This window comes from Streptosporangium sp. CA-135522 (assembly GCF_050949235.1).
In the GTDB taxonomy this organism is placed as follows: domain Bacteria; phylum Actinomycetota; class Actinomycetes; order Streptosporangiales; family Streptosporangiaceae; genus Streptosporangium.
In genome coordinates this window covers 2,489,443-2,511,460 of the sequence record NZ_CP192026.1, presented here as the reverse complement: position 1 = coordinate 2,511,460, position 22,018 = coordinate 2,489,443, and the positions used below count along the sequence as shown (strand labels likewise).

At 72.8% G+C, this 22,018-nt stretch carries 14 protein-coding genes; 2 read left to right on the top strand and 12 right to left on the bottom strand.

Features of this window, described 5'->3' with window-relative positions:
• The first annotated feature begins 5 nt into the window (after positions 1-5).
• Positions 6-4,949: an ATP-dependent helicase gene (locus ACQPYK_RS11925; protein WP_433254135.1), complete on the top strand. Its 4,944-nt coding sequence runs from the start codon at positions 6-8 to the stop codon at positions 4,947-4,949.
• 77 nt (positions 4,950-5,026) lie between these two features.
• Here ACQPYK_RS11925 and ACQPYK_RS11920 read toward each other — a convergent pair whose 3' ends face one another.
• Together ACQPYK_RS11920 and ACQPYK_RS11915 are read right to left on the bottom strand one after the other, a co-directional pair.
• Positions 5,027-5,854, bottom strand: coding sequence for an ABC transporter permease (locus ACQPYK_RS11920; RefSeq protein WP_433254133.1), 828 nt, complete (start codon positions 5,852-5,854; stop codon positions 5,027-5,029).
• A complete protein-coding gene (locus tag ACQPYK_RS11915; RefSeq protein WP_433254131.1) occupies positions 5,851-6,798 on the bottom strand; it encodes an ATP-binding cassette domain-containing protein in 948 nt (315 codons plus the stop codon). Before ACQPYK_RS11915 ends, ACQPYK_RS11920 begins: the two co-directional genes overlap by 4 nt.
• A gap of 78 nt (positions 6,799-6,876) precedes the next feature.
• On the opposite strand from ACQPYK_RS11915, the gene ACQPYK_RS11910 reads away from it, so the two are divergent.
• The gene (locus tag ACQPYK_RS11910) at positions 6,877-7,446 is read left to right on the top strand and encodes a TetR/AcrR family transcriptional regulator (RefSeq protein ID WP_433254129.1); all 570 of its coding nucleotides are present in this window, start codon (positions 6,877-6,879) and stop codon (positions 7,444-7,446) included.
• Positions 7,447-7,596: 150 nt separating this feature from the next.
• Here ACQPYK_RS11910 and ACQPYK_RS11905 read toward each other — a convergent pair whose 3' ends face one another.
• The 10 genes from ACQPYK_RS11905 to ACQPYK_RS11860 all read right to left on the bottom strand — a co-directional run bounded on the left by ACQPYK_RS11905 (position 7,597) and on the right by ACQPYK_RS11860 (position 21,713).
• Positions 7,597-8,196 (bottom strand): hypothetical protein, encoded by a 600-nt coding sequence (locus tag ACQPYK_RS11905; protein ID WP_433254127.1) that lies wholly within the window; start codon positions 8,194-8,196, stop codon positions 7,597-7,599.
• 42 nt (positions 8,197-8,238) lie between these two features.
• Entirely contained in the window at positions 8,239-8,706 is a 468-nt protein-coding gene (locus ACQPYK_RS11900) for a hypothetical protein (protein ID WP_433254125.1), read from the bottom strand.
• Positions 8,703-9,221, bottom strand: a complete 519-nt coding sequence (locus tag ACQPYK_RS11895; protein WP_433254123.1) for an RNA polymerase sigma factor — start codon at positions 9,219-9,221, stop codon at positions 8,703-8,705. The genes ACQPYK_RS11900 and ACQPYK_RS11895 overlap by 4 nt, the downstream gene beginning before the upstream one ends.
• A 769-nt stretch (positions 9,222-9,990) precedes the next feature.
• Entirely contained in the window at positions 9,991-15,471 is a 5,481-nt protein-coding gene (locus ACQPYK_RS11890) for an amino acid adenylation domain-containing protein (RefSeq protein ID WP_433254121.1), read from the bottom strand.
• Positions 15,468-16,775, bottom strand: coding sequence for a 2-oxo acid dehydrogenase subunit E2 (locus ACQPYK_RS11885; RefSeq protein WP_433254119.1), 1,308 nt, complete (start codon positions 16,773-16,775; stop codon positions 15,468-15,470). The genes ACQPYK_RS11890 and ACQPYK_RS11885 overlap by 4 nt, the downstream gene beginning before the upstream one ends.
• Positions 16,768-17,751 (bottom strand): alpha-ketoacid dehydrogenase subunit beta, encoded by a 984-nt coding sequence (locus tag ACQPYK_RS11880; protein ID WP_433254117.1) that lies wholly within the window; start codon positions 17,749-17,751, stop codon positions 16,768-16,770. Before ACQPYK_RS11880 ends, ACQPYK_RS11885 begins: the two co-directional genes overlap by 8 nt.
• Positions 17,748-18,665 carry a thiamine pyrophosphate-dependent dehydrogenase E1 component subunit alpha gene (locus ACQPYK_RS11875; RefSeq protein ID WP_433254115.1) on the bottom strand — a complete coding sequence of 306 codons (918 nt, stop codon included), beginning with the start codon at positions 18,663-18,665 and terminating at the stop codon, positions 17,748-17,750. The genes ACQPYK_RS11880 and ACQPYK_RS11875 overlap by 4 nt, the downstream gene beginning before the upstream one ends.
• Entirely contained in the window at positions 18,658-18,888 is a 231-nt protein-coding gene (locus ACQPYK_RS11870; RefSeq protein WP_433254113.1) for a phosphopantetheine-binding protein, read from the bottom strand. The genes ACQPYK_RS11875 and ACQPYK_RS11870 overlap by 8 nt, the downstream gene beginning before the upstream one ends.
• A 3-nt stretch (positions 18,889-18,891) precedes the next feature.
• The gene (locus tag ACQPYK_RS11865) at positions 18,892-20,268 is read right to left on the bottom strand and encodes a condensation domain-containing protein (RefSeq protein ID WP_433254111.1); all 1,377 of its coding nucleotides are present in this window, start codon (positions 20,266-20,268) and stop codon (positions 18,892-18,894) included.
• The gene (locus ACQPYK_RS11860; protein WP_433254109.1) at positions 20,265-21,713 is read right to left on the bottom strand and encodes a class I adenylate-forming enzyme family protein; all 1,449 of its coding nucleotides are present in this window, start codon (positions 21,711-21,713) and stop codon (positions 20,265-20,267) included. Before ACQPYK_RS11860 ends, ACQPYK_RS11865 begins: the two co-directional genes overlap by 4 nt.
• Between the last annotated feature and the right edge of the window lie 305 nt (positions 21,714-22,018).

Below are 22,018 nucleotides of genomic sequence, written 5' to 3'. Positions count from 1 at the left end.
GAGCCGTGACCGGATCAGCGCTCGACCACTTCAGCCCGGTGACCAGGCAATGGTTCGCCGGGGCCTTCGAGGCGCCCACCGCCGCCCAGGAGGGGGCCTGGGCGTCGATCGCCCGGGGTGACAACACGCTCGTGGTCGCGCCGACCGGATCCGGCAAGACGCTGGCGGCGTTCCTGTGGTCACTCGACCGGCTGGCCGCCGAGCGAGCGGGCACGGCGGCCACGGTCAGCACGGCGGGCGGCACCGAGAGCGATACAGCGGGCGGCACAGCGGGCGCCGGGCGCGGGCGGGCGCGGCGGCCGCGCCCGGACCACGAGCCCGCCCGGCTGTGCCGGGTGCTCTACGTGTCGCCGTTGAAGGCCCTCGCGGTGGACGTCGAGCGCAACCTCCGGGCGCCGCTGGCCGGGATGAAGCAGACCGCGCGGCGGCTCGGGCTCGCGGTGCCGGAGATCTCGGTGGCGATCCGGTCGGGCGACACCTCCGCGGAGGAGCGGCGCCGTTTCGCGGCCAAGCCCTCCGACATCCTCATCACCACCCCGGAGTCGCTGTTCCTGCTGCTGACCAGCCAGGCCCGCGAGGCGCTGCGGGGCGTGGAAACGGTGATCATCGACGAGGTGCACGCGGTGGCGGCCACCAAGCGCGGCGCGCACCTGGCCCTCAGCCTGGAGCGGCTCGACGCCCTGCTCGCCCGGCCGGCGCAGCGCGTCGGCCTGTCGGCGACGGTGCGCCCGGTGAGCGAGGTGGCCGCCTTCCTCGGCGGTCCGCGCCCGGCGACGGTGGTCCAGCCGCCCTCGGAGAAGGTGATCGAGGTCGAGGTGGTCGTCCCGATCGAGGACATGACCGAGCTCGACGGCGCCCCACGTCCCGCCCCGCCCGGTGATGACGACGACCGGTGGCTGATCGAGCCTCCGGCCCGGCGCTCCATCTGGCCGCACGTGGAGGAGCGGCTGTTCGACCTGATCGGAAGACACGGCTCGACGATCGTGTTCGCCAACTCGCGGCGACTGGCCGAGCGGCTGTGCACCCGGCTCAACGAGCTGGCCTGGGAGCGCGCGTCCGGCGAGACCGAGCCGTCGCAGACGCCGGAGCGGCCGGGATCGTCGGAGCCGGTGCCCTGGAGCGAGGGGTTCCCCACGCCACCGGCCTCCCCGTCGCCCCCGCCGGCGCCCCAGGCCTCCCTGTCCACCCCGGCGGCGATGATGGCGCAGGCCGGAGCGTCGAAGGGAGCCGTCCCCGAGATCGTGCGGGCGCATCACGGGTCGGTGTCGAAGCAGGAGCGCTCCCAGATCGAGGAGGCGCTCAAGTCCGGGCGGCTGCCCGCGGTGGTCGCCACCTCCAGCCTGGAGCTCGGCATCGACATGGGCGCGGTGGATCTGGTCGCCTGCGTGGAGTCGCCGCCGAGCGTGGCCAGCGGCCTGCAGCGGATCGGCCGGGCCGGCCACCAGGTGGGAGCCGTCTCGCGCGGGGTGATCTTCCCCAAATACCGCGGCGACCTGGTCCAGACGGCCGTGGTCGCCGAGCGGATGCGCAGCGGGGAGATCGAGGAGCTGCGCTATCCGCGCAACCCGCTCGACGTGCTCGCCCAGCACATCGTGGCGATGACCGCGCTGGAGGAGTGGACGGTCGAGGAGCTGGAGACCGTGGTACGGCGCGCCGCGCCGTACCGGACCCTGCCCCGAAGCGCGCTGGAGGCGACGCTCGACATGCTCGCCGGGCGCTACCCGAGCGAGGAGTTCGCCGAGCTGCGCCCGCTCATCGTGTGGGACCGGATCACCGGCACCCTGCAGGGGCGGCCCGGCGCCCAGCGGGTGGCCGTGACCAACGGCGGCACCATCCCCGACCGAGGGTTGTTCGGCGTGTTCCTGGTCGGGGAAAAGGCCTCCCGGGTGGGCGAGCTGGACGAGGAGATGGTCTACGAGTCCCGGGCGGGAGACGTCTTCGTGCTGGGCGCGACGTCCTGGCGGATCGAGGACATCACGGCCGACCGGGTGCTGGTCTCCCCCGCGCCCGGGCAGCCGGGCAAGCTGCCGTTCTGGCACGGCGACAGCGCGGGCCGTCCGGCCGAGCTGGGCAGGGCGATCGGCGCCTTCCTCCGCGAGATGTCCGGCGCGGGCGCCGACTCCGCCGCCCGGCGCCGTCCCGGCGGTGAGGACCGCGCCGCGAAGGCGGGTGACGGCACCGCCCACTCCGGCACCGCTCACTCTGACGCCGCCCGCTCCGGCGCCACCCACTCCGGCGCCGCGAAGGCGGGTGACGGCGCCGGGCCGGCCTCCGGCGAGCGGGAGGATCCGGCGCGCGAGGGCGCGCTGGAGCGGATCAGGGCGGCGGGGCTCGACGAGTTCGCCGCCGCCAACCTGCTGTCCTACCTGGCCGAGCAGCGACAGGCCACCGGATACGTGCCGGACGACCGCACGCTGGTCGTCGAGCGGTTCCACGACGAGCTGGGCGACTGGCGGGTCGTGGTGCACTCGCCGTACGGGGCGCGGGTGCACGCGCCGTGGGCCCTGGCGATCGGGCGGAGGCTGCGGGAGCGCTACGGCGTCGACGTCCAGGCCGTGCACTCCGACGACGGGATCGTGCTGCGCATCCCGGACACGCTCTCCGGACCCCCGTCGGACGTGGCGACCTTCGACGCCGAGGAGATCGAGCAGATCGTCACCGAGGAGCTCGGCGGTTCGGCGCTGTTCGCGGCGCGTTTTCGCGAATGCGCCGGTCGGTCCCTGCTACTGCCGCGCCGCACGCCCGGCAAGCGCACCCCGCTGTGGCAGCAGCGCCAGCGGGCCGCGCACCTGCTCGACGTGGCCGGCCGCTACGGCTCGTTCCCCGTGGTGCTGGAGACGATGCGCGAGTGCCTGCAGGACGTCTTCGACGTGCCGGGGCTGGTCCGGCTCATGCGCGACATCGCCGCGCGCCGCGTGCGGTTGGTGGAGGTCGAGACCTCCCAGGCGTCGCCGTTCGCGGCGTCGCTGCTGTTCAACTACGTCGGCGCCTTCATGTACGAGGGAGACGCCCCGCTGGCCGAGCGCCGAGCCCAGGCGCTCGCGCTCGACACCAGCCTGCTGGCCGAGCTGCTGGGCCAGGCGGACCTGCGCGAGCTGCTCGACCCCGACGTGATCGCCGACACCGAGCGAGAGCTGGCCCGGCTGGACCGGCCGCTTCGCGACGCCGAGGACCTGGCCGACCTGCTGCGCTCGCACGGCCCCCTGGTCGCGGCCGACGTGAGCCTGCGCGGGGGGGACCCGAGCTGGCTGGCCGACCTGGAGGGCGCCCGGCGGGCGATCAGGGTGCGGGTGGCCGGGCAGGAGCAGTGGGCGGCGATCGAGGACGCCGCCCGGCTGCGCGACGCGCTCGGCACGCCGCTGCCGGTGGGGGTGCCGCACGCCTTCCTGGAGCCGGTGGACGACCCGCTGGGCGACCTGGTCGCCAGGCACGCCCGCACGCGCACCCCGTTCCCGGCGAGTACGGCCGCCGCCAGGTTCGGCCTCGGCCCGGCGGTCGTCACCGACACGCTGCGCCGCCTGGCCGCCTCGGGCCGGGTGGTCAGCGGGGAGTTCCGGCCCGGCGGCCGGGGCGAGGAGTGGTGCGACGCCGGGGTGCTGCGGATGCTGCGCCGCAGATCCCTGGCCCGCCTCCGCAAGGAGGTGGAGCCGGTCTCCCCCGAGACCCTGGCCGCCTTCACCCCCGCCTGGCACGGCATCACCGGCGTCCCGCAGCGCGGCAGGCCGCCGATCGACGCGCTGGTGAGCGCGATCGAGCAGTTGCAGGGCGCCGCGGTGCCCGCCTCGGCGCTGGAAACGTTGATCCTGCCCTCGCGGGTGCCCGGATACGACCCGTCTCTGCTGGACGAGCTGACGTCCTCCGGCGAGGTCGTCTGGGCCGGGCAGGGGTCGCTGCCGGGCGGGGACGGCTGGGTGGCGCTGTATTTCGCCGACACCGCTCCCCTGCTGATGCCCGATCCGGGCGAGATCACCATGACCCCGCTGCACGACGCGGTCCTGGAGGTCCTCGGCGGTGGCGGTGCGCTGTTCTTCCGGGAGTTGGCGGGCCGCGTCGGCTCCCTCGTGACCGGCTCGGCCCCGGACGACATGACGCTGGCGGCGGCCGTGTGGGACCTGGTGTGGGGTGGGCGGATCACCGGCGACACGCTCGCGCCGTTGCGGGCCACGCTGGGCACCGGCCGTCCCGCGCACCGCCCGGCCACGACGCGCAGGCGGCGGCCGGTGCTGCCCAGCCGCAGCGGGCCGCCGACCGTGGGCGGTCGCTGGTGGCCGCTGCCCGGCCCGGCGGACGACGCGACCCAGCGGGCGCACGCGCAGGCCGAGGTGCTGCTGGAGCGGCACGGCGTGGTGACCCGGGGTTCGGTCGCCGCCGAACGGCTGCCCGGCGGGTTCGCCGCCGTCTACCAGGTGCTGCGCGCCTTCGAGGAGAGCGGCCGGTGCCGCCGGGGTTACTTCGTCGAGGGACTGGGCGGGGCCCAGTTCGCCCTTCCCGGGGCCGTCGACCGCATGCGCGCCGCCTCCACACCCCTGCGCCCCCCGGCGTCCCCCGACCCATGGAGCACACGCGAGCCGGACGCGATCGTCCGGCGAGCGGTGGTGCTGGCCGCGGCCGACCCGGCCAACCCCTACGGCGCGGCCCTGCCGTGGCCCGCCCATCCGGGTGAGGTGTCCCACAAGCCGGGCCGGAAGGCGGGCTCGCTGGTGGTGCTCGTCGACGGGCACCTGGTGCTCTACGTCGAGCGCGGTGGCAAGACCCTGCTGTCCTTCTCCGACGACGACCGCCTCCAGCCCGCCGTGGACGCCCTGGCGCTGGCCGTGCGCGACGGCGCCCTCGGCAAGCTGACCGTGGAACGCGCGGACGGCGCCGCCGTCAACGACTCCCCGCTGGGCGCCGCCCTGGAGACCGCCGGCTTCCACCCGACTCCGCGGGGTCTGCGCCTGCGGGCCTGAGAAGTCCTGGCGAGAGGGGCCTCACCGTGGCGGTGCGGCCCGCCGTAACGGGATGTCCCGGTACGGCGGGGCCGCGCTCAGCGGCCCAGTCGCCGGTAGCGGCGCACGGCCAGCGGCAGGAAGACCAGTGTGATCAGCACGGGCCAGCCGATCGCCAGCGACAGCGCGTGCTCGGCGGCCCAGGAGCCGCCGCCCCATCCGGGGTTGCCGAACAGCTCCCGGCAGGCGGCCACCGTGGCCGACAGCGGGTTCCACTCGGCGATCGCCCTCAGCCAGCCGGGCATCAGCTCGGGCGAGACGAAGGTGTTGGCGAGCATGGTGAGAGGCAGCAACGGCATCCACGCGGCGCCCGCCGACTCCGGCGTGAGCATCAGCCCGAGATAGATGCCGACCCAGATGAGCGCGAAGCGCAGAAGCAGCAGCAGTCCTACGGCGGCGAGGGCGTCGCCGGCGCTCCCGTGCCAGCTCCAGCCGACCGCCAGCCCGCAGGCGAGCAGGACGGCCAGCTCCAGCACGGAGTTGACCATGTCGGCGAAGGCCCGGCCGAGCACGACCCCCGACTGCGAGATCGGCATGGAGCGGTATCTGTCGGTGACGCCCCGGGCGGCTCCGGTGGCGACGACGATCATGGTGGTCATCACGCCGTGCGCCATCGTCTGGCCGAACATCCCGGGCATCAGGAACTCGCGGTAGTCACCGCCTCCGGACACGCGCATCGCGCTGCCGAGCACGTAGCCGAACAGCAGCACCATCACGACCGGATATATCACCAGGCTGAGGATCATGGTCGGGTTGCGCACCCAGTGGATGAAGTTGACGCGGGCGATGATCCAGCCGTCCACGAGCGTCCAGCGCAGCCGCTCGCCGTACGTGGTGGGGACGGCGGGGACGATGAGCGCGCTCACGCGGCCTCCTTCTCCCCGGTCAGGCTCAGGAACACCTCGTCCAGTGTCGGCCGGCGCAGGGCCACGTCCTCCACCGCGATGCCGCGTCGCTCCAGCTCGCGCATGGTCTCGGTCAGGGCGCCGATCCTGTCGCGCACGGGAGCGGTCAGGCGACGGGCGTCGGCGTCGGCCGCCGGCTCCGCCCCGGCGACCCCGGCCAGCACCACCGCGGCCTCGGCCAGGTTCGCGGCGTCACGGAGGACCAGGTCGAGCTGGTCGCCGCCGATCATCGACTTGAGCCGCTCGGGGGTGTCGTCGGCGATCACCCGGCCCGCGTCGATCACCGCGATCCGGTCGGCGAGCTGGTCGGCCTCGAACAGGTACTGCGTGGTCATCAACACCGTGCTGCCTGCCGCGGCCAGGGAGCGGACGGCCTGCCAGACCTCGTTGCGGTTGCGCGGATCCAGACCGGTGGTGGGCTCGTCGAGGAACAGCACGCGCGGGGCCAGGATGAACGAGGCCGCCAGGTCCAGACGGCGACGCATGCCACCGGAGTAGTGCTTGACCCGCTTGCCGTCCGTGCCGGCGAGCCCGAACCGCTCCAGCAGCTCCCCTGCCCGGCGACGGGCGGTGGCCGCGTCGAGGTGGTAGAGCCGCCCCCATACCTCCAGGTTCTCCCTGCCGGTGAGGATCTCGTCCACGGCCGGCTGCTGGCCGGCCAGGCCGATGCGGTGGCGCACCTGCGCCGGCCGCTTCGCGACGTCGAGCCCGGCGACGAGAGCGCGGCCCGCGTCGGCCCGCAGCAGCGTGCTCAGCACCCGGACGGCGGTGGTCTTGCCCGCGCCGTTCGGTCCGAGCAGGCCGCACACCGTCCCCTCCGGCACGGTCATGTCGAACCCGTCGAGAGCGTTGGTGTCGCCGTAACGCTTGCGCAGCCCCTCAGCCACGACTGCAAAGGATTCCATGCACCCATATTGGGACATCAATGTTCCAAAAGCAAACGTTTAAGTTTCCTTATGGGCGTGCGATGCTACCTTCAGTAGGTGAGCGTCACCCCGGAGTCCGGAACCCGCAGCCGCACGCGCCGCGCCATCCTCAGCGCGACGGCCTCGGTCCTCGCCCGTGACCGCACCGCCACGCTGGCGGACATCGCCGAGGCCGCCCAGGTCGGCCGCAGCACGCTGCACCGCTACTTCCCCGACCGCCAGGAGCTCCTCAACGCGGCCGTCGTCGACTCCTTCGGCGCGGTCGAGCGGTCGATGGCGGAGGCCGCGGTTGACCAGGGGCCGCCGCTGGAGGCGATGCGCAGGCTGATCACGGCCATGGTGGACGTCGGCGACCGGCTGGCGTTCCTGTTCGGCGACCCGCGCGTGCTGGAGGAGTTCAGCGCCTGCTTCGAGCCGGACCTGTCGGTGCCGACCACCGTCGGCCTCATCGAGCGCGGCCAGGCCGAGGGGGTGTTCGACCCGGAGCTCAGCCCCGAATGGATCCAGCAGCTGCTGTGGGCGCTGACCTACACCGGCTGGGAGGCGGCCGAGAAGGGGATGTTGCCCCGCCACAGCGTCGCCGCCACCGTGACCCGCACGTTCGAGAACGGCGTCACCGTGAGGTGAGGGCTGCCGGCGCGCCCGCGCCGGACACGGCAAGGCGGGCGACGACCCGGGCATCCGCCCACATCATCGCCCGCCTTCCGCCTCTCGGGCATCGCCTCGCGGCTCGGTGGCGGCGACACGGCCGGTGCGCAGCCGTACCAGAGCATCGGATCACTCCTGCCGAAGCCGCTCCGGCCGCAGTGCCTCGCGCAGGATCGGCCGGGTGGCCCGCGCCACCAGCAGCGCGGCCAGCACTCCGATTCCCACCATGAGCGCCGCCCCGGCAGCGGCGAAGACAAGCGCCTGCGGCACCTGGCGGTAGACGTCCGCCACCATCGAGACGAGGACTCCGACCCCGCCGGCGGCGGCCACGACGCACACCGGCAGCGCCGCGATGAGCGCCTGACGGGTCAGAACCCGGCCCAGCGCGAGCTCGGGCGCACCCGAGGCGGCCAGGACCGCGAACGAGCGCCGGTGGTCCAGCAGCTCCTCCGCCTGGTGCACCACGAGGGCGGCGGCCGAGGTGATCAGCGCGACGAGCAGGGCGAGATACACGAGCAGATAGGGCGTGACGGGGAGGGTGGCGGGGCCGCCCCGCAGGAGGGTGTCCCCCTGGTGGGCGCCGACGGCGGAGCCGAAGAACACGGTCAGCCCCACCACCGACAACGCGCGGGCCCACCCACGGGGATCGGCCTCGACCATCCGGGCGGCCAGCAGGGTCCCCGCCGCCCCGGTACGGGCACCGACCCGCCGGGCGACCTGCTGGACCACCGAGTCCGCCCGGACACACCGCACTTTCAGCGAAACCGGTCCTCAGCCGACTTCTGAAACAGGCCCTTCCAACTGCTCCTTGCGCCGCAGGAGGGCCGACCTCTCGCGGCGGGCGGTGCGCAGGTTGGCGACGGCCAGTACGCCCAGCGTGAGCACGACGACGATCAGCGTCGGCTCAAGCTTGTGTCGCAGGGTGGTGATGGCCAGCACACCGGCGGTGAACACCAGCCACGCGCCCAACCCGACCCAGCCGGCCACGACCCGATCCCGGGCGAACAGCGGCGCGCGCCGGGTCACCGCCCAGCCGCCGAACGCCGCCCAGCACAGTCCGATCGCCACCAGCGCCCCGAACGCCACCCGCGTGCGCGGCGGCAGCCCCGGCTCGGTCGCCCACAGCAGCCCGATCAGGCCGCTCCCGGCAAGCCCGCTGAACGCCAGCGTCACGTAGCCGACCCGCCGCCGCAGCGACAACGGCGCGTCGAGCCGCTTGAGCATCTCTTCCGGCGTCATGCCTCGTACTCCTTCCGCACCAGCTCTTCGCGCAACAACTTCCGTGCCCGGTTGAGTCGCGACTTGACGGTGCCGACCGGAACCGCGCATATCTGTGCACACGCGTCCAGCGGCAGATCCTCGAGATAGAACAGCAGAAGGACTTCCCGCTCTCGTGGCGGAAGTGCCGCCAGCGCCCTGCCGAGCGTCTCCCGGTCGACGACGCCTTCCGCCTCGTCCTCGCCGAGCAGGTCGTCGATCGGCTCGGGTTCCGGCTGTGCGTAGACGTCCCGCAGCCGGTTCGTCACGGCCCGGCGGGCGATGGCGAACAGCCACGGGGCGAACCGGTCCGGCTGCCGGAGTTTCGGCAGCCCTTTGAAGACCGCCAGCCAGACCTCCTGCACCACGTCGTCGTCGGGCCCGGCGAGCATCCGCCCGACGTACCTCTCCACCGCCCCGTGCCAGGTCCGGACCAGCTCGGCGAAGGCGTCGCGCTCGCCCAGCTGGCAGCGGACCACCAGCAACTCATCGCTCATCTGCCCTCCTTGACCTGTTCAGTCGGTGCCGGGGCCGCGGAGGTTCATTTCCTCCCTGCGTCGTTTCCGAGACGCTGGTCGAAGAAGCGTCCGACCGCTGCCCCATCACAAGCGGCGGCGCCTGGCACGGCCCGGGCGAACACCCGCCGGGCACAGAGGCCACCTGAAGGACATGCGGGAACCGGAACGAACCCGTCCCCGGCGCCACGACCGGCACCCGGAGTGGAACTCCACGATCACGCCCACAGCCGTGTGATCCCGAGCGTGTGATTCATTTACAGACCCTTGGCTTCCGAGGACGCACGGCGGGGGTATGTCCTCCCCCATGAGGCGATCTTGCGCCCAGGAAGGAGGTCAGCCGTGTACGCAACGGTACGGCGATACGAGGGGGTAACCGATCCCGCCGAGGCGGGACGCCGGGTGAGTGAGGGGTTCGTGCCGCTCATCCGCCAGGTCCCCGGGTTCGTGGCTTACTACTGGGTCGACGCCGGGGACGGGGTGATGGTTTCCACCGGTGTCTATGAAGATCGAGCTGGGGCCGAAGAATCCACCAAAAGGGCTGCGGACTTCGTACGGGAGAATCTCGCTTCCCTGCTTCCGAACCCTCCTCAAGTCACGGTCGGCGAGGTCGTAGCGTCCGGGTAGTGGCTGCCTGCCGCCCGACGGCGCCGGTGGGGTACGACTTTCCGGCCGAGGGTCGCCGGTGCTCCACCCGGCGAAGCGGCGGTGCACCGTCGGCACGACCGCCACCGCACACTCCGAGGACGACTCATCTCCCCTGGGAGACCACCTCCGCGACCGGTTCGTGGCGCCTTTGCAGGGTCTGGAAGCCGACCAGGTCGTCCGGGAGCGCGTCCGGCACGTCCACGTCGAACCGCGACAGCGTCCGGGTCCGCATCGCGACCAGCGCGACGGCGGCGATGGCGACCGCGAACAGCACGTACATCAGGCCGACGCCCCGGCCCTCCCCGGTGCCGATCACCAGGCCGACCGTGTCGGCCAGCGGGCCGCCGGGCAGCAGCAGCGGCTCGAACAGGGCGCTGCCGTACGGCGCCACCAGGCCGAAGCCGATCGGCAGCGTGGACCAGGCGATCAGCGTGTTCAGCGCGATGACCCGGCCGTGGAAGCGCTGCGGCACCTTGACCTGGATGATCGTGGCGTAGACGCCGTTGAGCATGGTCAGCCAGAACGACATGCCGAAGGCGCCGACCGCGATCGCGATCAGGTTCTGCTGGAGGCCCGTGACCAGGCAGAAGACGGCGAGGACCACGGTGGAGAGCATGACCCCGCGCAGCCGCTGCCGCCGCGGGCCGCCCCAGACGGTCATGGTCAGGCCGCCGAGGAAGACGCCCAGTCCCCCGGCGAAGGAGATCCGTCCGACGTCCTGGAGCGTGGCGAAGCCGAGGACCAGCGGCGAGATGAGCAGGAACAGCGGCGACAGGAAGACGTTGAGCACCGCGAAGAAGAAGAGCATGCCGCGGAAGCCCCGGTTGCCCCAGGAGAACCTCCATCCCTCGACCATCTCGGCGACCAGGGACTCGCGGCGCTTCCAGGCCATCGTCTTCGGGAAGCGGACGAGGAGCAGCACCCCGATCGCGAAGGCGTAGGAGACGACGTCCAGGGCGAGGATGCCCTCCAGCCCGATCAGGGCCATCAGGCCGACCGCGACCAGCGGGACGACGAGCTGGGCGGTGCCGGTCACCATCTGGACGACGCCGTTGGCATGGCCGAGGAAGCGTTTGGGGACCAGCTGCGGGACGGCGGAGTTGTAGGCCAGGCGCTGGAAGGTGAGCGCGACCGACAACATCACCAGGAGCGGGTAGATGTGCCAGACCTGCAGGTTGCCGGTCCACAGCAGGACGCCCAGGGCGAGCTGGGTGGCGAACGCTCCGGTGTCTCCGGCGAGCATGACCTTGCGCCGGTCGTAGCGGTCGACGAGTGCGCCCGCGAGCGGCGAGACCAACATGCCGGGCACCAGCGCGAGCACCGAGAACAGGGCGAACCTGGCGAGCGAACCCGTGGTGACGTAGATCCACAGCGGGACCGCGAACTCGGTCAGCGACGACCCGATGATCGAGACGAGCTGCCCCGCCGCCACCGTGGCGAACCGCTTCATGCTGGGCTTCGGCTCCCGCCGTGCCCCGGCCGGGGCGTAGGCCCCTTCCTTCCCTGAGCCCCCTTCACCGGACACGACCGAGCCCGGCACGACCGGAGCCGGCACGACCGAGCCCGGCAAGACCGGGCCCGAGGCACCCCGCTCAGAAACGCCCTGCTCGGAGACGCCCTCGAGCCACCAGGTGGACCGTTCGGTACGGCCCAGCCCGGCCGTCTCGCCGGAGGCGACGGCCCGGTGGGTTCCGGTGACGATGGCGGCGAGTTCCTCGGCCCGGTACTTCAGGAAGAAGTGACCGGCCTCGTCCAGGACGACCACGGCGGTGGAGCCGGTGAGCAGATGCCACTCGCGGTAACGCTCCTGGTAGAACTCGGTGGCCGGATCGCGCTCGCCCGCCACGGAGATGATCGGCGCCCTGAGCGGCTCGACGCCCTCCTCGAACAGGCGGGTGAAGTAGCGTTCCGCCTCCTTTGTGCCCTTGCGGCGGTTGTCGATCATCAGCTTGAGCTGGTCACGCTCGAGGTCCTCGACGTCGAGGCCGGCGGCCTGGAGGGCGTTGGCCCAGACCTGGTCGCTGCGCAGGCGGTCGGTCAGGTTCGACAGCCACGCCAGCGTCGAGGCGGGCCGGGCGAAGGGGAAGATGCCGCCGAGGTAGATGGCCTCGACCGGCCGGCCCGCCGCCTCCAGGCGCCGGGCGATCTCCACCGTCAGCATGACGCCGAGCCCGCAGTGGCCGTACAGCGCCAGCGGCCCCCGCACCTCTTTGAGGATCTCCTCCACGCAGCCCTGCGCGACCTCGGCGACCGGACGGGTCTCCTCCACCAGCCCCATCTCCTGGCCGGGGACGGCGACCGCGTGCAGCGCCCAGCCGGCGGGCATCGCGTCGGCCAGCGGCTGGTAGATGGCCGCGCTGCCGCCGCCGTACGGCACGCAGAGCAGGGTCGAGGTGGCCGGGCGGGCCGGGGTGAGCCGGTGCAGGAGCATGCGCGGGCCGTCGTCGCCGGTCTCGACGAGTTGGGCGAGCTCGCGGACGGTCCGATGCTTGAACAGGTCGAGGATGCTGACCTGGCGCCCGCCTGCGGGAAGAGCCTTCCGCAGGCGGGCCACCACCTGTGCGGCGAGCAGCGAATGTCCGCCCAGGTCGAAGAAGTCGTCCAGCACGCCGACCCGGACCAGCCCGAGCACCTGGGCCCACACCCCGGCGATCGCCTCTTCGACGGGCGTCTGCGCCGGGACGAACCCGGCTTCCTGGTCCGGGCGTTCCTCGTCGGGCTCGGGCAGCCTGGCCCGGTCGACTTTGCCGTGCGACTTCAGCGGCAGCTCGTCCAGCCAGACGAACCGCCCGGGGATCATGTATTCGGGGAGCCGCTCGCCCAGCCGCGCGCGCAGCTCGCTGACGCTGACCCGCTCCCCGACGAGATAGCCGATCAACCGGTCCCGGCGCAGCTCGACCACGGCGTGCGCGACGCCGGGCTGGTCGGTGAGCACCGACTCGATCTCCGACAGCTCCACCCGGTAGCCGCGGACCTTCACCTGCAGGTCGCGGCGGCCGAGGAAGCACAGCTCGCCCGAGGGCAGCCAGCGGCCGAGGTCGCCGGTCCGGTACATGCGCGCGCCGGGCTCGCCGTACGGGTCGGGCAGGAACCTGTCCGCCGTCAGGCCGGGCTGCCCGAGGTAGCCCCGGGCGAGGCGATCGCCGCCGAGGTAGATCTCGCCGGTCATGCCGGGTGGGACGAGCCGCAGGTGCTCATCGAGCACGTAGACCCGGGCGCCGGGCAGCGGCCTGCCGACCGGCAGGTTCAGCGCCCGCTCGGCCTCGCCGGTGACGGCGTGGGTGGAGATGCCGACCGTGGCCTCGGTGGGTCCGTAGTGGTTGACCACGGTGGTGTGCGCGCTCAGCTCCCGGGCCCAGCTCCACTTGGACGCCTCACCACCGAGGATGAGCAGCTTGCGCGGGAGCAGCTCGGCGGGGTCGGCGAGGTCGGAGTCGGCCAGCAGCGAGGCGAGGTGGGACGGGGTCATCTTCAGATAGTCGGTACGGCTCAGCCGCCCGGCGAGCTCCTCCGCCGGGGTCTGCGGGTCGACCAGGTGCAGCTCGCCGCCAGTCATGAGCGACAGGTAGAAGATCGTCACCCCGAAGTCGAACGAGAGCGACTGCAGCAGCGTGTAGACCGCCGCGGGCTCGACCTCGAACCGCTCCCTGACCCCGGCCAGATAGTTCAGCACCTGCCGGTGCTGCACCCCGACGCCCTTGGGCCGCCCGGTCGTGCCCGAGGTGTAGATCACATAGGCCAGGTGGTCGGCCGTGACCGCGGGTGCCTCGAACGCGTTCTCCCGCAGGGCCTCCTCGTCCAGGCAGACGACCGGCGGCCCGGGGACCAGGTCGCGCAGGGAGGAGGTGGTGACGACGGCGACGGCTCCGGCGTCGCCGAGCATGTGTGCCAGCCGGTCGCGGGGCTGCTTGGGGTCGAGGGGGACGTAGGAGCCCCCGGCCTTCATGACGCCGATGACGGCCGCCGCGAGGTCGGTGGACTGCTCCAGGAAGACGCCGACCCGGGTGTCGGGGCCGACGCCGTACCGGTCGCGCAGCAGGGCGGCGATCCGGGTGGAGCGATCGTCGAGCCCGGCGTAGGTGAGGGATTCGCCGCCGCAGACCACGGCCGTGGCGTCGGGGGTCAGCGCGGCCCGCGCGGTGACGAGCTCGTGCAGCAGGTCATGGCCGGCGGGGGCGGGGGCGGTGCCGGAGCCGAAGTCCAGGACCCGCTCCCGCTCCTCGCCGGACAGCAGGGACAGCTCCCCGACCCGCGTACCCGGGTCCGCCACGATCGAGCGCAGCAGCGTCTCGAACCGGGCGGCCAGCAGTTCCACGGTCTCCGGATCGAACAGCGCCGTGTTGTAGGTGAAGTTCCCGACCAGCCCGTCCGGGTTCTCGAACAGGTACAGGGCCAGGTCGTAGCGGGTGGTCCTGGCCGGCAGGGTGAGGTAGGAGACGCGCCCGTCCTCCTCGCCGGCCTTGAAGTTCTGCAGGGCGAACGTGACCTGGACGAGCGGTGACCGGCTCACGTCGCGGACCACGTTCAGCTCGTTGACGAGCTGGTCGAACGGCAGCTCCTGGTGCGCGAACGCGTCCAGCGCGGCCTCCCGCGTGCGGGCCAGGAACGCGCTGAACGACGGGTCGTCGGCCAGGTCCGCGCGGAGCACCAGCGTGTTGACGAACATGCCGACGACGCCGTCCAGCTCCGGCAGGCCGCGGCCCGCGACCGGGGAGCCGACGGCGAAGTCCGGCTGGCCCGAATAGCGGGCCAGCAGCACCTGGAAGGCGGCCATCAGCGTCATGTACGGCGTGGCGCCGGCGGCCTGGCCCAGCTCGGTGAGCCGCCGGGTGAGGTCGGCGTCCAGCCGGAAGTCGAGGGCGGCTCCCTCGTATCCCTGCTCGGCCGGGCGCGGCCGGTCGGTGGGCAGCTCGATGGCGGGCAGGCCGGCGAGCCTCTCCCGCCAGTGGTCGATCTCGCGGCGGTGGTCGCGTCCGCGCTGCCAGACGGCGTAGTCGCCGTAGCCCACCGGAACGGGCGGCAGGGTCGCGCCGTCGTGCAGGGCGAGCAGCTCGCGAATGATCACGTCGCTGGACCAGCCGTCGATGACGGCGTGGTGCGCGGCGATCAGCAGCACGTGGTCGTCCGGTGCCAGCCGTACCAGCACGGTCCGGAAGAGCGGGCCGCGCTCCAGGTCGAAGGGGGTGGCGAGGTCGGCGTCGAGCAGCTCGACCACGGCGTCCAGGTCCGCCGCCTCGGTGACGCGCAGCTCGGCCGGCCGGGGCTCGTCGACCACGAGTTCGGGGGTGCCGTCCTCGGTGGTGAGGAAGCGCATCCGCAGGGCCTCGTGGCGGGTGACGATCTCGTCCAGGGCCCGGCGCAGCGCCTCGGCGTCCAGCTCGCCGCGCAGGCGCACCGCGACGGGGACGGTGTAGGTGGTGGTGCCGGGGCGGTACTGCTCCAGGAACCACAGGCGTTCCTGGGCGTGGGACAGGGGCGGGGTGGTCGCCGAGTCCCGGGTCGTGATGGTCCGGGACTCCTCCCGGCGCCGGAGCCGCTGAGCGAGCAGCGCCCGCTTGGCGTCCGACAGGGTCGTCTCGGTCATTGCAGCTCCATCCGGAGGGCCGTGAGGAAAAGCGCGGCGTCCCGGCCGTTGATCAGCCGGTGGTCGTAGGCGAGGCCGATGTTCGCCACCGTTCTCGCCGTCACCGCGCCGTCCTCGCCGAGGACGAGCTCCTGCTGCGGCGCGGTGATCGCCAGCGCGCAGGCCGTTCCGGGGAAGACCAGGGGGACGGCGAGGACGACGTCGGCGTCGGTGTGCAGGGTGACGGCGATGTTGGCGCCGGCGAGGTCCTTCTCCCGGAAGTCGCCCTCCATGGCGGCCAGCCGGTAACGCATCAACGTGTCGGCGATCTCCCTGAGGGAGCCGGTCTCCCGGACGACCGGCACGTACAGGCCCGCGCCCAGGTCGAAGGTGACGCCGACGCGGGGGGCGTCGGCCGGCCGGACCTCGTCCCCGTCGATCGAGGCGAAGAACAGCGGGAACGCCGGGTGCAGCCCGGCCACGGCCTGGACGAACAGCTCCGCCAGGCCCACCGGCCGGCGGACCTGCCCGCTCAGTTCCCTCGTCCGGGCCAGCGGCGGGCCGACGTCGAACTTCACCGCCGTGTAGGCGGCGGGGATCGTGCCGTGCGAGACCGTGACCGCCCTGGCCACGGCGCGCTGCACCCGGGAGAGCCGGTGCGCGCCCGCCGGGCCGCCGGCGGCCCGGGTCTCATCGAGCCCGACGGGCTCGTCCCGCGACGGGGTCTCCCGGCCGGCGAGGCGTCGCGCGTCGGCGTGCGATCCGGTGTCGGTGTCGGTGTCGGTGTCGGGCTCCACGTCGGCGCGACCCTGCGTCTCGGCGAGGCGTTCCACGTCGGCGCGGCGGACGACGTGCAGGCCGAGCGCCGTGACCTGGGCGACGGTGACACCGAGTTCGCCCATCAGGGCCCGGGCGAGGTCGGTGATGACCGGGGCGCCCGCCGGGGCCGCCTCCACCGGGGTCACCGGCGGGGCGGCGGGATCGGCCGGGGCCCCGGCGGCCGTCACGGGCACGACCTCGGAGGTGAGCGAAGCCTCGGCCGCCGCGAGGACGGCCTCGGAGGTGACCGGCGCACCGGCCGCCGCGAGGAAGGCCTCGGAGGTGATGCGGGCGAGGACGGCGCCGGGAGCGATCCAGGTGTTCACCGTGGCCACGTGGTGGAGGCGACCGGACTCGTCGGCCTCCAGCTCGTCGGCTGCCTTGGAGGTCTCCAGGACGGCGACGGGGTCTCCGGCCCGGACGGGCCTGCCGTCCTCGACGAGCCATTCCACGACCAGGTACTCGGTGTCGTTGTTGTTGAGTTTGGGGACGCGGATGTCAGCCACGCAGGGCCTCCCGTACGGCGTGGTGAATCGTGGACGCCCCCACCAGGACCTCGTTCTCGAGGTGGGCGGCCGTGGGGATCACGCTGGCCCGGGAGTGGACGAGACGGACGGGTCCGCGCAGCCGATCCCAGATGCGCTCGTGCAGGAGATGGGCGACCTCGCTGCCCCAGGTGCCGCCGGCCGTGCTCTCCTCGGCGACGAGGACGACGTCCCCGAGGAACGGCAGCAGCGCCTCGACGTCCAGCGGGTAGAGCCGGGAAGGGACCAGCAGCCGGCAGGAGATCTCCCGCTCCACCAGCAGGGACCGCATCGCGTCCAGCGCCCGGTGCGCCGTCCCGCCCGGCGCGATGATCACGCAGTCGGGCCGGGCGCCCGGGTCGCGGAGCTCCGCCACGGCCAGGTCGCCCGCGCGCCGCACCGCGAACAGCGGGTCCACCTGATCCATCTGCCGCGTGTAGAGGACCTTGTCCTCGAAGAACACGCAGGGCTCGGCGCGCTCCAGCATCGCGGTGAACACCGCGCGGTTGTCGTGGAAGGGGGACATCTCATACAGCGACAGCCCCGGCATGCCGACGAAGTGCTTTTGCAGGCTCTGGCTGTGGGTGGGACCGTAGCCCCGGCCTCCGCCGGTCGGGCAGCGCACCACCATCCGCAGCGGCAGCCGCCTGCCGTACATGGAGACCGACTTGCTCGCGAAGTTGCAGAGCTGGTCGAAGGCGAGGGCCACGAAGTCGCCGAACATGATCTCAGCCACCGCCGTGTTGCCGGTCAGCGCCAGTCCGGCCGCGACGCCGGTCAGCGCGCCCTCGCTGATCGGGGTGCCGATCACGCGTCCGGGGAAGCGGGTCGACAGGCCCTTGGTGACCTTGAAGGCGCCGCCGTAGGGGTCGAGGATGTCCTCGCCGAGCACGTAGGCGCCGGGGTCGTCGTCCAGCAGCCCGTGCAGGGCGGCGTTCAGGTTCTCGGCCACTCTCACGGCCCCTCCCAGCGGGACGGCGGGCGCGCGGCGACCTCGTCGGCGATGGCCTGGACCTCGGCCCTGGCCAGCCCGTCGAGCCGGTGGAACTGCTCGGGGTGGTCGTGGGCGTAGCGGTCGTACCAGTCGCTCTCCCGGGCGGCCCGTACGGCGCCGGCCGGGCGGATGTCGTCGCCCTTGCTGTGCGGGCCGAGCCGGTGGGTGAGGAATTCCACCACCAGCGGCTCCCCCTGGCGCACCGCTGCGACCAGGGGGCCGAGCGAGGTCCGGATCTCGTTGACGTCGGTGGAGGCGACGAGATGGTGCCGGATGCCGAACGCCGCCGCCCGGCCCGCCACGGTGCCCGCCATCTGCGAGGAGGTCGGCGACGACTGGGCGATGCCGTTGTTCTCCACCACGACCAGCAGCGGCAGCCGCCAGAGCGCGGCGAGGTTCAGCGCCTCGTAGACCGCGCCCTCGCCCCAGGTGCCGTCGCCGATGTGGACGCAGGCCAGCGCGCCGGGCTCGACCCGCTTGAGGTGGAGCGCGACCCCCGCGGCCACCGGCAGGCTCTCGCCCTGCACGCCGGTGGACATGTAGCGGTCGCGGTGGATGTGCTGGCTGCCGCCGACGCCTCCGCAGACCGCGCCCTCCCTGCCCATGATCTCGGCGAGCAGGCCGTGCGGGTCCCGGAAGCGGGACAGGTAGTGGCCGTGGCCACGGTGGTTGCTGAAGACGTGGTCGTCCGCGCCGAGCAGCGGGCGCAGCGCCACCGGGACGTACTCCTGACCGAGGCAGGTGTGCGTGGTGCCGTTGAGCTGGCCCCTGCCGTACAGCTCCAGGAGCTTCAGCTCGAAGTGCCGGATCAGGAGCAGCAGCTCCAGGTCGTCGTCGCCGAGGCGGGACGGCCTGAGCCGGTCGAGGGTCTCAGTCATCGCCGAGGGACTCCACGATCCCGGCGATGGTCGGGTTGTCGAAGAAGTCGTCCAGCGAGATCTCGACGTCCAGCCGCTTGCGCATGCGGGCGATGATCTGCGTGATGGTCAGGGAGTGGCCGCCCAGGTCGAAGATGTCGTCGTGGTCGTCGATCGGCGAGATGCCCAGGACTTCCTCCCAGATCTCGCGTACCTGGTCGGTGAGGGTGGTGACGGAACCCATCTCTTACTCCAGAATTTCGCTCAGTGTTTCGTTCAGCGGCAGGTCGGGGTCGTGTGTGGCGCGCTCCAGGAGGAGACGCAGGTCGCCGGCCACCCGTGCGGCGTCGGGAACCGCCTCGGGGTCGTGGCGCAGGCTGATCGCGAGGCCGCCGGGGCCGTCCACGCACTGCAGGTGCAGCGCGCCGCGAACCGCGTGGTTGAAGACCGTCCACTCCACCGAGGCGTCGAGCCCGGTGAACACCGGGTCGGCGTCGCGGCGGGTGCGGTAGCTGACCGAGACGGGGACCAGCGCGGCGTGCGGCCGGATGCGGGGCATCGCGCGGGTCAGCGGCACCTGGCGGAAGCGGTAGATCTGGCGTAGCTCGGCGCGCAGGGCGGTGGCGAAGGTCCGGAAGGTCGTCTCCCGGGACGGCTGGGAGGCGACCGGGAGCTCGTTGACGAACAGGCCGATGTGCCCGGCCGCCTCGGCCGGCCGGGTGGACAGGTCGACGGCGGTGGTCACCTCGGCGTTGCCGTACCCGAACAGCAGGGCGTGCAGCGCGGCCAGCAGCACCTCGAACCGGGTGAGCCCGGAAACCGAAGGGTCGGCGGCGAACGCCAGCACCCGGCCCTCGCCCGCCCGCCGGGACCGCAGCGCCCGGCCGAGCAGCACGGTCTCGCCCGGATCGCGCCACCGAGGCGTCCAGAAGTCCTTGGCGGCCGGAAGGACGGCCGCCACCCGCTCGCGCTCGGAGCGGCCGTGGTCGATCACCGGCAGCGGAGGTGGCCGCTCGCCGTTGTGGAAGGCGGCCAGGTCGCGGACCAGGATGTCCTTGGACTGGCCGTCGAAGACCAGGTGGTGAGCGACGAAGGCGAGCAGGTGCCGGCCGGGGCCGGTCTCGAACAGGGTGAACCTGGCCAGGGGGCCGTCCTCCAGGTCGAACCCGCGCAGGATCTCCTCCCGCACGGCCGCCGCGGCGTCCGTCCCGTCCGGTGGACCGGTCGCCGGATCGCGGGGGAGGCCGCCGGCCGGGCCGCCGGGGGAACCGGTCACCGGACCGCAGGGGAGGCCGCCGGGGGAACCGGCCGCCGTCCCGGCCGCCGGACCTTCGGGGGAACCGGCCCGGTTCCCGCCGGCCCGCCGTACGGGGACCTCGGCTCCGGGTACGAGGCGCAGCTCGTCGTCCACCTCCGCCACCACGCTGCCCAGCATGGGGTGGCGATCGACGACCGCCGCGCAGGCCGCCAGGAGCCTGCCGGCGTCCAGCTCGCCGCGCAGGTGGATCAGCAGCGGCATGTGATAGGCCGTCCCCACCTTCACGGCCTGCTCGGTCACCCACATCCCCTGCTGGGTGAAGGTGACCGCCGCGCCCCGCCGGTCCGGCGGGCCGCCGGTCGTCACGCGTTCTCCAGGGTCCGGCGCAGGGCGCGCTTGTCGACCTTGCCGCCGTTGTTGCGCGGCAGGGCCTCGACGGTGGTCACGTGCGCGGGCAGCTCGTGCGAGGCGAGCCGGTCCTTGAGGAAGATCCGCAGCTCCTCGGGCGTGAGAGGCTCCCGGGTCACCATGGTCACGGCGACGACGGTGCCGAGCACCGGGTGCGGCATCCCGAAGGCCGCCGCCTCGACCACGGCCGGGTGCCGGTAGACGGCCTCCTCGACGTGGATGGTGGAGACCTTGTAGGCGCCGGACTTCACCACGTCTCCCTCGCGATCGACCAGGTAGAGGTAGCCTTCGGCGTCGATGCGGCCGAGGTCGCCCATCCGCACCCAGCCGTCGCGGAAGGTGGCGCTGTCCGGGTCGCCGTAGTAGGCGCGCGGCGCCGCCGGCGAGCGCATCCAGACCTCGCCGGTCTCCCCCGGCGCCAGCGGCGTGCCGTCGGCGGTGGCGATCCTGACCCGTCCGCCGGCCACCGCGCGGCCGACGCTCCCGGGCCGGTCCGGGTCGAACATCATGATCGTCTGAGCGGGGGCGGCCTCGGTCGAGGTGTAGTAGTTGGTGATCGTCGCGTTGGGGAAGACGCTGGTCAGCGCCTGGGCGACGGCCGAGGGCAGCGGCGCGGCGGCCGAGCCGAGCAGCAGCACGCTGGACAGGTCGTGCCGCTCGCCGACGCCGGCGTTGACCAGCTCGATGGCCATCGCGGGGACGAGGAAGACCGTTCCCGCCCGGTAGGACTCGATCAGCGCGGCGAAGCGGCCCGGGGTGAAGCGCGGCAGCGTCACCACGGCCGGGTGGGCGTCGAGCGCGTTGATCAGCATGGCCTGGGCGGCGTTGGTGCCGATCGGGAAGGCGTGGAGCAGATGTCTGGAGTGCGCGAACGGGCGGCGCCGGGCGCCGCAGCCGTAGGCCAGGTTGGCGTGGGTGGCCGCCACGCCCTTGGGACGGCCCGTGGTGCCGGAGGTGTAGAGGATCTGCGCGAGGTCTCCGGGGTCGGGGTCGACCGTCTCGTAGGACGTTTCGGCCCGCAGGCCGGCGACCGTGGCGGTCCAGCCGACCTCGGGCGCGGCGAACCCGCCCGCGTGGACGACTCCGCTCGCGCGGCAGTGCTCCAGCATGAACCGCAGGTCAGCGGAGGCGAGCCGGTCCGACAGCGGCACGGCGGCCGCACCGGCGGCCAGCACTCCGCAGAACGCCACGGCGTAGTCCGCCCAGTCCGCGCTCCCGAATACCAGACCCACCCGATCGCCACGGGCGACACCGCGCGCCACCAGCCCGTTCGCGACCACGACGGATCGCTCGTACCACTGGAGGTAGGTGAGCGGCGCCGAGCCGTGCACGATCAGCGCGACCCCGTCGGGGTCGGCGGCGGCCCGGTCTCTGAGCAATTGGGGAACGGTCAGGTTCACCATGTGAACCTCCCAATAAAGATCGGACGTATATGAGCTCGATGCGCACGGGCACCCGAGCCACAACAGGAAAGAATCTTTACTATTGTAAAACGAGCGACAGTCTTACATGATCGCCACGGCCACGCAAGCCCTTCGGCGAAGGTCGGCGAAGCGACGGGAAGCCCTGCCCCATAGGGCCTTGCGCACCCCGGACAGAGGTGTAACACTAACCACCCGGAACTAACTGAAAGGTTTCTTTCCAGAAAGAACCCTTTCCCATTACGTGCTCAACTCGGCAAATATGCGCGGAGCGGGCTTTCGCATAC